The organism is Nocardioides thalensis, from assembly GCF_013410655.1.
GTDB lineage: Bacteria > Actinomycetota > Actinomycetes > Propionibacteriales > Nocardioidaceae > Nocardioides > Nocardioides thalensis.
On the sequence record NZ_JACCFP010000001.1, the window covers coordinates 3432686 to 3445254 of the forward strand.

At 73.4% G+C, this 12569-nt stretch carries 8 protein-coding genes; 3 read left to right on the plus strand and 5 right to left on the minus strand.

The annotated features are described in order from the left end of the window. Window positions 1-65: 65 nt before the first annotated feature. Window positions 66-590, plus strand: a complete 525-nt coding sequence (locus HNR19_RS22925) for a MarR family winged helix-turn-helix transcriptional regulator (RefSeq protein WP_246303533.1) — start codon at window positions 66-68, stop codon at window positions 588-590. Between the two features lie 49 nt (window positions 591-639). Further along, window positions 640-2184, plus strand: a complete 1545-nt coding sequence (locus HNR19_RS16700) for a CehA/McbA family metallohydrolase (RefSeq protein ID WP_179668962.1) — start codon at window positions 640-642, stop codon at window positions 2182-2184. Between the two features lie 17 nt (window positions 2185-2201). Here the strand turns inward: HNR19_RS16700 and HNR19_RS16705 are convergent, their stop codons facing one another. The 5 genes from HNR19_RS16705 to HNR19_RS16725 all read right to left on the minus strand — a co-directional run bounded on the left by HNR19_RS16705 (window position 2202) and on the right by HNR19_RS16725 (window position 9198). Then, the gene (locus tag HNR19_RS16705) at window positions 2202-3116 is read right to left on the minus strand and encodes an MEDS domain-containing protein (protein ID WP_179668963.1); all 915 of its coding nucleotides are present in this window, start codon (window positions 3114-3116) and stop codon (window positions 2202-2204) included. A gap of 413 nt (window positions 3117-3529) precedes the next feature. Then, window positions 3530-5113, minus strand: a complete 1584-nt coding sequence (gene guaA / locus HNR19_RS16710; RefSeq protein ID WP_179668964.1) for a glutamine-hydrolyzing GMP synthase — start codon at window positions 5111-5113, stop codon at window positions 3530-3532. 287 nt (window positions 5114-5400) lie between these two features. Further along, window positions 5401-7119, minus strand: a complete 1719-nt coding sequence (locus HNR19_RS16715; protein ID WP_179668965.1) for a GMC oxidoreductase — start codon at window positions 7117-7119, stop codon at window positions 5401-5403. Beyond that, window positions 7116-8735, minus strand: a complete 1620-nt coding sequence (locus HNR19_RS16720) for a succinic semialdehyde dehydrogenase (RefSeq protein WP_179668966.1) — start codon at window positions 8733-8735, stop codon at window positions 7116-7118. Before HNR19_RS16720 ends, HNR19_RS16715 begins: the two co-directional genes overlap by 4 nt. A gap of 85 nt (window positions 8736-8820) precedes the next feature. Further along, window positions 8821-9198 carry a cupin domain-containing protein gene (locus HNR19_RS16725; RefSeq protein WP_218910291.1) on the minus strand — a complete coding sequence of 126 codons (378 nt, stop codon included), beginning with the start codon at window positions 9196-9198 and terminating at the stop codon, window positions 8821-8823. Window positions 9199-9305: 107 nt separating this feature from the next. Between HNR19_RS16725 and HNR19_RS16730 the strand changes: the two genes are divergently transcribed. Further along, window positions 9306-12425, plus strand: a complete 3120-nt coding sequence (locus tag HNR19_RS16730) for a BTAD domain-containing putative transcriptional regulator (RefSeq protein ID WP_179668967.1) — start codon at window positions 9306-9308, stop codon at window positions 12423-12425. Window positions 12426-12569: the final 144 nt, after the last annotated feature.

The window sequence follows — 12569 nt, forward strand, 5'->3', positions numbered from 1 at the left end:
CGGCACTCCGAAGGCGGCGGTTGAATGCTCAACCGGGCCCCGCAACGGCCGAAACATCCTCCGTGATGACGGATCCCGGCCCGGCCGCGAGCAGCACGGCGTTCGCGTGGGGCGACACCCACCTCCAGCAGGGCTGGCGAGGCATCGTCCTCGGCGCCGCGCTCCTCATCGACAAGCTCGACGAGGACCTGCGTCGCCTGCACAAGATCACGTTCGAGGAGTACGTCGCGCTCGTCGTCCTGAGCGAGAGCCCCGACGGCATGTGCGCCGGGAACCTCGCGGTGGGCAAGGCGGTCCACCCGAGCCGGCTGACCCGGCTGGTCACCCACATGCAGCTCGCGGGCTGGATCAGCCGCGACTCCCACGCCGGCCGGGGCACGGACGCCTGGGTGCGCATCACCCCGAAGGGCCGAGCCCTGGTCGAGCGGGCCGCTCCCGACCACGTCGCGAGCATCCACGCCAACGTCATCGACCTCGTCCACCGTGACGACTTCCTCGCCGTCGCGCGGTTGTTCAGCCACGTCACGGACGCGCTCGTCGCCCGGCACCCGGAGCTCGACGTGCGCGGCGGGCTCACGACCGCGGGCTGACCCGGCGCTCGTCACGTAACGACGACCGGCGACCGGGCGTTGGGCGGTCATGTGTGACCACCATCTCCCCCGGCTCGACCGGCGCGCGCTCCTCGCCGCCGGCGCCGGCGCGACGGCCGCGGTCGTCGTACCCCCGACCCTGACGACGCCCGCCGCAGCGGGCGCCGTGCCGACGTCGTACCACTTCGCCGGCCGGTTCGGCGGCGTCCAGGCGCCGTGGCACTACCTGCCCTTCGAGGTGCCGACGGGGGTGCAGGCCATCGACGTCTCCTACGACTTCCAGCCCCTCGAGACCGGGCTCGGGTTCACCGCGAACGTCGTCGACATCGGGATCTTCGACCAGGACGGCACGGCGCTCGGGAGCGCCGCCGGCTTCCGCGGCTGGTCGGGCGGCGCACGGCGCAGCTTCCGGGTCGCCACCGACAGCGCGACGCCCGGCTACCTCGCCGGACCGATCGAGCCGGGCGAGTGGCGGGTCGCGCTCGGGCCGTTCGCGGTGGTGCCGCCCGGGGTCGACTGGACCGTCGACGTCACCCTGACGTACGGCGCCGCGACGCCCGCGCCGGAGCCGACACCGCCGCCGCGGGCCGTCGTCGGCACCGGCGAGGGCTGGTACCGCGGCGACCTCCATCTGCACACCGTCCACTCCGACGGCCGCCACACCCAGGCGTCGCTGGTCGCCCTCGCCCGCGAGGCAGGGCTCGACTTCATCGGCTCCTCCGAGCACAACACGTCGTCGGCGCCGCTGACGTGGGGCGCCCACGTCAGCGACGCCGAGCCGCCTCTCGTCGTCTGCGGTGAGGAGGTCACGACGCGCAACGGGCACTGGATCGCGGCCGGCGTACCCGCCGGCACCTGGATCGACTGGCGCTACACGGACCGCGCGACGCTCGCGCGGTTCACCCAACAGGTGCAGGGCCTGGGCGGGCTGGCGGTCGCGTGCCACCCGTGGGCGCCGACGCCCGGCAGCACCTGGGGCTTCGGCCTCGACCTCAAGGGCATGGACGCCGTCGAGCTCTGGAACGGCCCGTGGACCGCCGACGACCAGGTGGCCGTCGTGCAGTGGCACACGTGGCTGACGACGGGCCGCTTCGTGCCGGCGGTCGGCAGCTCCGACTCGCACCACACCGGCCAGGTGGTGGGCAAGCCGCACACGGTGGTCAGGGCCTCGACGCTGTCGGTGCCCGCGATCGTCGACGGCTTGCGTGGCGGTCGTTCGTGGCTCGCCGAGTCGTCAGCGGTCGGCCTCACGTTCGAGGCGTCGGCCGACGGGCGCACGGCCACGTGCGGCGAGCGGCTCGGCGCGCGCGGCGGCCAGCTGGTGCCGGTGCGGCTCGAGGTGACGGGCGCGCCGCGGTGCGTCGCGCAGGTGCTCGGGCCGCTCGCCCCGCTCGGCGGCGCGCTGACCGACGACACCGGCCGCGCAATCGTGACGGTCACGGTGCCCACCGCGCTGGCGCCATGGGTCCGAGCGGAGGTACGGCGCCTCGACACCCCGTTCGAGGTCAACCCGCTCGAGGGCGTGCCCGCGCTGCAGATGGTCGCGCTGACCAACCCGATCCGGCTCACCGGCTCCTGGGCGGCGCGGGCCTGAGGCCGGACGAGGCCCGCTCAGCGCGCCACGTCGGCCCAGACGACCTTGCCGGCGCCAGCGGGCTCGAACCCCCACCGGGCGGCCAGCCCTGCGACGAGCTTGAGCCCGCGCTGGACGTTGACCTTGCGCGGACCCGGCTCACGTACGACGGGTGGGTGCGGGCTTCCGTCGCCGACGCGCACGCAGACGTGGGCGTCGTCGATGACCACCTCGAGCGACAGGGGGGTACGGGCGTGCTCGACCGCGTTGAGGACCAGCTCGGTGACGACGCTGAGCGTCTCGTAGAAGGCGGCCTCCTCGACGCCGCGGGAGCGCAGGGCGTTCGCCACCAGGCGCCGTGCCTCCGACCCGCTGGAGCGCTCGCCCTCGAGCTGCCACTGGCGCCGGAAGACGGCGTCGGCGACGACGCCGCCGTGCATGCCGCAGACCGAGCCGATGTGGACCGCGTGCTGCGGATCCTCCAGGAGCACGCCCGGGTAGGCGCAGAGCAGGTCGGCCCCGGTCTCCCGGAGCAGCTCGTTCCACGCGGACTCGAGCTCGATCGCCTCCTGCGGCCGCCCGGCGTCGAAGAGGAGCGCCACCATCTCGCCGAACGCGAAGACCGGGCCGCGAGCCACCCGCTCCCGGACCAGGCTGCCGACGACCTCGTCGAAGGCGCTCGGGTCGAACGCGCCGTCGGGCCGGAGCAGGTCGAGCGTCGCGGCGGCGTCGAGCATCAGCAGGGTGCCGTCCGTCACGGCAGCCGCGTCGTCGATGCCCGCGGCCGCCACCCGCTCGGCGAACACGTGCTGGTGCGAGGGCGTCGCGATGACGATCGCTGACTGTCCGGCCGCGAGCGCTGCGGCGAGCCGCTCGCCGGCCACGCCGGCCAGCTCGTCGTCATCTTCCGAGAACAGGACGTCGTGCACGACGTCCCGCTGGGCCACGCTCACACCCCGAGGCTACCTCGCTGCGGATGAGCAATCATGCGGTGGGGCCACTCACCTCTCTCGGGATCGCTCCTCCTCGGCGTACAAGACGACTGCAAGGGGCCTGCCGGTCCATCGTGCGGCTCTCTCGACGACGGCGATCGCGCCCCGGGTCCACACGGCCAGGCCAGCGGGTGTGAGCACCTGGCAAGGCTCGACGAGGCCCGGCATCGTCGGCTCGCGCAGCCTCGCTGCGTCGTAGATCAGCACGTGCCCGGTGGCCGTGAGGCCGAGCAATCGCCGGAGGGTCCGCATCGCCGGCGTCGGCTCGACCAGATGGGACGGGTCGGCGACGCCGCGCAGTGACGGCCATGGCTCCAGCCAACGCGCGCGATCATGCTCGCGACCCCGCCCGCCGGGCTCTCGTCCTCCGTCGGCTACTCCCACTCGATGGTGCCCGGCGGCTTCGACGTGATGTCGATCGCCACCCGGTTGACCTCGGCGACCTCGTTGGTGATGCGGGTGGAGATCCGCTCCATCACCTCATAGGGCAGGCGGGCCCAGTCGGCGGTCATCGCGTCCTCGGACGTGACCGGCCGCAGCACGACCGGGTGGCCGTAGGTGCGGCCGTCGCCCTGGACGCCGACCGAGCGCACGTCGGCCAGCAGCACGACCGGCATCTGCCAGATGTCGCGGTCGAGGCCGGCGCGGGTGAGCTCCTCGCGGGCGATCGCGTCGGCCTCGCGCAGGATGTCGAGCCGCTCGCGGGTGACCTCGCCGATGATCCGGATGCCGAGGCCGGGGCCGGGGAACGGCTGGCGCCAGACGATGTCGGCCGGGAGGCCCAGCTGCTCGCCGACCATGCGCACCTCGTCCTTGAAGAGGGTGCGCAGCGGCTCGACGAGCTCGAACTCCAGGTCGTCGGGCAGGCCGCCGACGTTGTGGTGGGACTTGATGTTGGAGGTGCCCGCTCCCCCGCCCGACTCGACGACGTCGGGATAGAGCGTGCCCTGGACCAGGAACGCGACCTTGTCGGCGTCCTCGCCGGTCACCGCGTCGCCCAGGACGTCGGCCTCCGCCTGCTCGAAGACGCGGATGAACTCGCGTCCGATCGTCTTGCGCTTTTCCTCGGGGTCGGTGATCCCGGAGAGCGCGTCGAGGAAGCGCTTCTCAGCGTCGACGACGACCAGGTTGGCGCCGGTCGCGGCGACGAAGTCGCGCTCCACCTGCTCGGTCTCGCCCTTGCGCATCAGCCCGTGATCGACGTACACGCAGGTCAGCCGGTCGCCGATCGCGCGCTGCACGATCGCCGCCGCGACGGCGGAGTCGACGCCGCCGGAGAGCCCACAGATCGCCTTGCCGCGGTCACCGATCTGGGCGCGGATCCTCTCGATTTGCTCCTCGACGATGTTGACCATGGTCCAGGTCGGCCGGCAGCCGGCGATGTCGAGCAGGAAGTGCTCGAGGACCCGCTGCCCGTGCTCGGAGTGCAGCACCTCCGGGTGCCACTGGACGCCCGCCATCCGACGCGCGGTCGACTCGAACGCCGCCACCGGCGTGCCCTCGGTCGACGCGAGCACCGCGAACCCGTCGGGTGCCTCGGTGACCGAGTCCCCGTGGGACATCCAGACCGAGTGCTGCGCGGGGATGTCGGCGAGCAGGGTGCCCGCCTCGCCGACGCTCACCGGCGTGCGGCCGTACTCACGGGACCCCGTCGCGGCGACCGTGCCGCCGAGCCCCTGCGCCATCAGCTGGAAGCCGTAGCACATGCCGAAGACCGGGGTGCCGGCGTCGAAGATCGCGTCGTCGATGCCCGGAGCGTCGTCGGCGTAGACCGACGACGGCCCACCGGACAGGATGATCGCCTTGGGGCCGCGGGCGAGCATCTCCTCGACGGGCATCGTGTGCGGCACGATCTCGGAGTAGACCCGCGCTTCGCGCACCCGTCGGGCGATGAGTTGGGCGTACTGGGCCCCGAAGTCGACGACGAGGACCAGGTCGTGCTCAGGAGCGGCCGTCATGGACTGATCGTATCGGGGTGCGCGGGGTGGTCCGACCACAGCCGGGAACCGGGAAATGCCCCAAAACTGCACCAGGGCCCGACCGGGGAGGGAGGGTGGTCGGACCCTGGCTGTCCATGCAGCTGCTGGACAGTGCCTGGACCGAGCCCGGACTTCGGGAGGGAGCGTGAATCTCCGGGCTCGTGTCGATCAACGAGGCCGCGAGGGGCGGGTTACGCCGTTCTGGAACCAGTTCTTTGCAAATCCAGTGCCGTGCGTCACTTGCGTCCCAACCGCGCCGGGGTGAATCAGGAGACGCCGACGATCGGGAGCCGGAGCGCGGCTGGCGCGTCATCGGGTACGACGGGCGCCTTCGGCGCCACCGGCTCGAGGCGGCGGTAGGCAGCACCGAGGTCGGGACGGGTGTCGACCTCGCCCTTGTTGGGCCAGAACGACATCGCGCGCTCCGCCTGCGCGGTGATGGTCAGCGACGGGTTGACGCCCAGGTTGGCCGAGATCGCCGATCCGTCCGCGACGTGCAGTCCCGGGTAGTTGTAGACCCGCTGGTAGGGGTCGATCACGCCCGTGTCGGGACTGTCGCCGATCGTCGCGCCGCCGATGAAGTGGGCCGTCAGCGGGCGACCGAGGGGCTCGCCGACGCTTCCGAACACGGACGTGGTCTTCATGAACCGCGCCATCCGCCGCACGGCGTCATAGGCGACGGGAATGTACGTCGGGTTGGGCGCGCCGTGGCCCTGCTGCGAGGACATGTAGCTGATCGGCCCCCGCTGGCGCCACACCGTCGTGATCGAGTTGTCGAGCGTCTGCATCACCAGCGCGACGACCGTGCGCCGCGACCAGCTGTTGAGGCTGTAGAGGCTCTTGAGGCTGCGCCGCCCCTTCCAGACCTCCTTGACCCAGGTCAGCGCGCGTGGCTCGTTCTCCAGCTCGTCGACGAGGACGGTCGCCATCAGGGGCATCACGCTCGCGCCCTTGCCGTACCGCACCGGCTCGATGTGGGTGTGCTCGTCAGGGTGGAACGAGGAGGTGATGGCGACGCCCTCGGTCCAGTCGACCGAGTCGTCGGCCGCCGTCGCCCAGAGGATCGCCTCGGAGTTGGTGCGCGTCAGGTAGCCCAGGCGGTCGGACAGATCGGGCAGCGAGCCCTCGGCCTTGAGCCGGTGGAGCAGGCGCTGGGTGCCGAGGGAGGCGGCCGCGAAGACGACCTGCTCGGTGCGGAAGGTCTTGACCGCCGTCCGACGGCTCGCCTTGGCCTTGGTCCACCGTGCGGTGACCTCGTAGCCGCCGTCGGGCAGCGGGCGCACGTCGGTGACCGTCGTCAGCGGATGGACCACGGCGCCGTTCTGCTCGGCGAGGTAGAGGTAGTTCTTGACCAGTGTGTTCTTGGCGTTGTGGCGGCAGCCGGTCATGCACTCGCCGCAGTTGAGGCAGGTGTTGCGGCGGGGCCCGGCGCCGCCGAAGAACGGGTCGTCGACCTCGGTGCCCGGGGGCTGGTCGGGGCCGCCGAAGAAGACGCCGACCGGCGTCGGGTGGAACGTCTCGCCGACACCCATCTCGTCGGCAACCTTCTTGATGACCTCGTCGGCGGGCGTCATCTGGGCGTACTCGGTGACGCCGAGCATCCGCTTGGCCTGGTCGTAGTACGGCGCCAGCTCGGACTTCCAGTCGGTGATGTGCGCCCAGGACGGGTCCTTGTAGAACGGCTCGAGCGGCTCGTACAGCGTGTTGGCGTAGACGAGCGAGCCGCCACCCACGCCGGCACCGGCCAGGATGAAGCAGTCGTTGACCACGTCGATGCGCTGGATCCCGTAGAGGCCGAGGGCGGGCTGGAACAGGAACTTCTTCGCGTCGGCGCCGTGCTTCGGGAAGTCGGCATCGGTGAACCGGGCGCCGGCCTCGAGGACGCCGACCTTGTAGCCCTTCTCGGTCAGCCGCAGCGCGGAGACCGAGCCACCGAATCCGGATCCGATGACGAGGACGTCGTAATCGAAAGCCCCCTCGCTCATGCGCGGCCCAGCTTGTTGAGCACCCGCAGGCTGGCGGTCATCACCTTCGCGTAGCCGCGGTCGCTCAGGCCGTACTGCGGGGCGAACCGCAGCAGCCGCTGGGTGGCGACGGCCTGCGACTCGGTGTAGCGGTGGATGCCCTCGCTGCCCTGGCGGCGGCCCATGCCGGACTCGCGCATGCCGCCCATCGGGGAGTCGATGCTCGCGAATGTCGCACCGAACGCCTCGTTGACGTTGACCGTGCCGCACTTGATCTGGCGGGCGATCGCGCGTCCGCGCGCACCGTCGCGGGTGTAGATCGCCGCGTTGAGGCCGTACTCGCCCTCGTTGGCGCGCTCGATCGCGTCGGACTCGTCGTGGAAGCGGTAGATCGAGATGACCGGGCCGAACGTCTCGTTGCCGAAGCAGGTCATCTCGGGCGTGACGCCCTCGAGGATCGTCGGCTCGTAGAAGTAGGGACCGAGATCCGGACGCGCCCGGCCACCGGCGAGCACCGTCGCGCCCTTGGCGACGGCGTCCTCGACGTGGGCGGTGACCGTGTCGAGCTGGTCCTGGGAGATGAGCGAGCCCATGTCGACGTCCCACTCCATGGCGGTGCCGAGCGTCATCGCCTTGGTGCGGGCGACGAAGCGCTCGACGAACCGGTCGTAGATCTGGTCGGCGACGAACATCCGCTCGGTCGAGACGCAGAGCTGGCCGGCATTGGAGAACGTCGCGCGCACCGCGCCCTCGGCCGCCCGCTCGATGTCGGCGTCGCGGAGAACCAGGATCGGGTTCTTGCCGCCGAGCTCCAGGGAGCAGCCGATGAGGCGCTCCGCGCACTGCTTGGCGATGATCTTGCCGGTCGCGGTGGAGCCGGTGAAGCAGATGTAGTCGGAGCGCTCGATCATCGGCGTCCCGAGCTCACGGCCGGGGCCGGCGACGACGACCCACAGGTCGCGCGGGAAGCCGGCCTCCTCGAGCAGCTCGGCGCCGAGCAGGGCGGAGAGCATCGTCTGCGCGTCGGGCTTCGTCACCACGGCGTTGCCGGCGAGCAGGGCCGGGAGGCCGTCGCACAGCGCCATGGTGAACGGGTAGTTCCAGGGCGAGATGATGCCGACGACGCCCTTGGGGATGCGGTTCTGCTCGACCCGGGTGAGCACCGGGATCACACCCGACTTCCGCTCGGTGTCGAGGTGGCGGTGCGCCGTGCGGGCGTAGTAGCGGGCCGTGAGCGCGATGTGGAGCGGCTCGTCGAAGGCGTGCTTGCGCGCCTTGCCGGACTCGAGCTGGATCAGGTCCATGATCTCGTCCTGGCGGTCGAGCACGATGTCGTGGAGGCGGAGCAGGATCGCCGAGCGCTCCTCCAGCGAGGTGCGCGCCCACTGCTTCTGCGCGGCGCGGGCGCGGCGGTAGGCCTCGTCGACGTCGGCGGCGCTCGACTGCGGGATGTTGGCCAGCGGCGCTCCGTCGAGCGGCGAGCTGAGCGGCACCGTGGTGCCGGACGTCGCCAGCACCCGGTCGGTGAGCCGGGCCACGTAGGCCGGCTCGAGGGCGTACGACGCGCGGGGGTCGTGCTCGGGGTCGCTGGGACCGCCGACGAGGGAACCACCCGGACCGGGAACTGAAGCGCTCATGACGAGCAGGTTACTCCCGATTACCGGCCGGTAGCGAGGCTGGGTTGGACAAATCACGTTGATATGTCAACCCAGCCTCCGCCGGTCACCGCTTGGCGTAGTTGGAGGCGCCGTACCAGTCGACGATCACCACGGGCTCGTCGCCGATCACCCAGCCGTCGTGGCCCTCGGGCAGCGACGACACGTCGCCGGGGCCGAGCTCGAGCTCGGTGCCGTCGGCCATCCGTACGCCGAGACGGCCGCTCACGTGGTACTGGAAGTGGGGCGCCTCGCACAGGTCGGTGCCCGCGATCGGCTTGACGTGGTCGGACCAGCGCCAGCCCGGCTGGAGCGTGAGCCGGCCGATCTCGGCGCCGCCGACGGTCACCAGCTCGACCTTGCCGCGCTCGAACGAGCGGGTCTCCTCGGGTGTGGCGAAGCTCTTGTGCTCGGTGGCCTGGGTCATCGGCGGCGTCTGCGTCATGGCTGTCTCCTCGGTCGGTACGGCGCCGGGTGCGCCGCTGTCCGACCACCGTGCGCGGGCCGCCTTGCAGCCGGGTTGCAGCGCGGCCGGCGCGTAGGATGCGACGGGTGGGCACGCTCTCCGTGCGTGTGCTCGGGGAACTCACCGTCGACGGGATCGACCTCAGCCAGCTGGACCGGAAGGCGCGGACCCTCCTCCAGCTGCTCGCCCTCGCCCGCGGCCGGCCCGTGCCGGGCGCGACGCTCGCCGACGCCCTGTGGGGCGACCGGCCTCCGGCCCGCCCGGGCGACCAGCTCGCGGTGCTCGCCAGCCGGCTCCGGCGGGTGCTGGGCCGCGACCGGGTGGAGCACTCCGACGGGGGCTACCGGCTGCACGCGGACTGGCTCGACCTGGTAGAGCTCCAGGCGGTGGTCGCGGAGGCGGAGCGCCGGGAGGCCGCGGGCGAGGCGGGCGGCGCCGTCGCCGCCGCGCGGATCGGTCTCGCGCTGCTGCGCGGCGCCCTTCCGGACGTGTCCCCCGGGTCGACCTGGGTTTCGGCCGAGCGGGCCGCGGCCGAGCGGCTGGTCGTCCGCGCCCGTCGCGTCGCCGCGACGGCCCTGCTGGGAGCCGGGCAGTGGCAGGACGCCCTGGAGATCGCCGCCGCGGACAGCGGGGCCGACCCGTACGACGAGCACGCCGTCCGCACCGTGATGCGGGCCCATGTCGCCGCCGGCCGCCCGGCTCGCGCGCTCGCGACGTACGCCGCCCTGCGCGAGGTGCTGGCCGAGGAGCTCGGCACGGACCCGGCTCCGGAGACGGAGGAGCTGCACACGTCGATCCTGCGCGGCGACGCGCCTGCGGCGCCGGCCGCGGCGCTGGGTCCCTCGCTCGTCGGCCGCACCAGCCAGGCGGCCCACCTCGACGCGCTCGCGCTGCGCGTCGCCGCCGAGTCGGTGCCGAGGGCGGCGCTGGTCAACGGGGAGGCCGGCATCGGGAAGACGACGCTGCTGACCGCGTGGGCGGCCGCCCGCCGCGCGCTCGGCGACCGCGTGCTCGTCGGGACGTGCGGCGCGCTCGACCGGGCGGCGCCCCTCGACGTGGTGCTCTCGACCATCGGCGACCACCTGCGCGGCCGGCCGGAGGCCGACGCGGTGCTCGGCGACGACCGCGAGCTGCTGGCGCCGCTGCTCGGCCTGACCGCCGACGACGGCCCGCAGCCGCGGGCGACCGACCCGTCGCTGGGGCCGAGCCTGCTGTACGCCGCCGTCGCCAACGTGCTGGCGCGGATCGGAGCCGGTGACCGCGTGGTGCTCGTCGTCGACGACGCCCACCTCGCGGGCCAGCCGCTCGCCGACTGGCTGGCGTTCGTGCTCCGCCGGCCACTCCCCCTGCTCGTCGTCCTCGGCGCGCGCCCCCACGAGGGCCCCTCGCTGCCGGTAACGGACGAGGTCGCCCTCGGCCCGCTCGACCTCGCGCAGGTCGCCGAGGTCGTGGGCACCGACCGCGCGGCGGACCTGTTCCGACGGTCCGGCGGCCACCCGCTCTTCCTCGCCGAGCTCGCCGCGGCTCCGGGCGACGCCCTGCCCCGGTCGCTGGTAGCGGCCGTCACCGACCGCTGTGACCAGCTGGGTGCGGCCGGCGAGCTGGTGCGCGCGGCCGCGGTGCTGGGCGGCCACCTGGACGTCGAGCTGCTCGCCGTCGTGCTCGGCCGGCGCGCCCTCGAGGTGCTGGCGGACGTCGAGGAGGCAGTGCGGCAGGGACTCCTGGTGGAGGACGCGGGTCACCACCGCTTCCGCCACGAGCTGGTGCGGGAGGCCCTGGTCTCGGGCACGACAGCCGGCCGTGCCGCGCTCCTCCACCGCGCGGCCGGACAGGCGCTCGCGCAGCGGCCTGACGCGGACCCGGTCGTGGTCGCCGACCACGCGCGCCGGGGCGACGACCCGGCGCTCGCCGCTGCCGCCCTCCGGCGCGCGGCCGCCCGCGCCGCCGAGCGGTTCGACCACGCCACCGCCGAGGACCTGCTCGACCAGTCCCTGTCCCTCCAGGCCGACGACCGCACCCGGGTGGCGCGGGCACGGGTGCGTACCCGGCGCCGCCGCTACGCCGAGGCCGAGGACGACGCGCTCGCGGCCGCGACGGCGGGCGCGGAGCGGTGGGAGACGGCCGCATGGGCGGCGTACTTCGACCGGCGCTTCGACGACGCCCTCCGCTATGCCGAGGACGGGATGCTCGCAGCGGACCCCGACGACCCGACCCGGGTGCGCTGCCTGGTCGCGTCCGGACGGATCCTCCACGCGCGCGGTGATCTCGCGGCGGCCGCCACCCGGATCGAGGAGGCGCTCACGTCCCTGCGCGGGGAGGACCGGGTCGCCGCCGCCGCGTGGCTCGGCGTCATCAACGCCCACCGGGGCGATGTCGACGAGGCGCTGCGCCTGCTGCGCCCGGCAACGCGTCCCGGGCTCGGCGTCGACCACACGTCGGTGACCCTGCACGCCCAGCTCTTCACCGGCCACGCCCTGGCCGTGGCGGGCCGGCCGGCCGACGCCCTCACCTGCTTCGAGCGGTACACGAGCGAGGTGGAGCGACGGGACGTGCCCCGGTTCGCGGGGCGCGGGCTCAACTTCGGTGGCTGGGTGCTGCGCAACGTCGGGGCGACCGGCGCGGGCCGCGAGGCGCACCAGCAGGCGGCGGAGATGGGCGGCGAGGCGATCCTCGAGCTGCGCGTCGCGGCGTGCGAGGACCTCGCCGACGCGCAGCTCCGCGAGGACGATCCGGACGCGGCCGCCGTGCTGCTCGACTCGGTCCGGCCGCTGATCGCGGGCGACCTGGTGTTCGGGTGGCGGCTGCGGATGAAGCTCCAGCTGCTCGACGCGCGGGTGCGGCTCGCCGTCGGCGACCCCGAGGGCGCCCTGCGCGTGGCCGACGAGCTGGCCGGGACGGCGCGACAGGCGGGCGTACGGCGCTACGCGTCCTGCGGCCGGCTGGTGCACCTCTGGTCGGCGGCCGCCAGCGGCGAGCGGGTCGACCCCGAGGACGCGTGGCGCGCCCTCGCGGCGGTCGAGCAGGCCGTCGGTGTCGAGTCCTGGTGGTGGGCGGGCGCGACGGGCGCCGCGCTCGGGATGGACCGGTGCCTCGGACGGGCCGAGGAGCTCGCCGACGGCCTCGCGCGGCGCAGCGGGCCGCACGCCGAGGCGCTGCGGCACGAGGCCGACCGGCAGCTGACCGGGTGGCGGGCGGTCCTCAGATGACCAAGCTCGAGGGGTCGCGCAGGCGAGCGGTGCTCAGCGCGTGCGATCGCAAGGCGCCGGAGCGCTGCCAGGCTGGGTGCCTGTCGAGCGACGGCAACGCCGCGAGCGCGCGTGCTGAGCGCCGCGCAGCGTGCGAACCCTTGA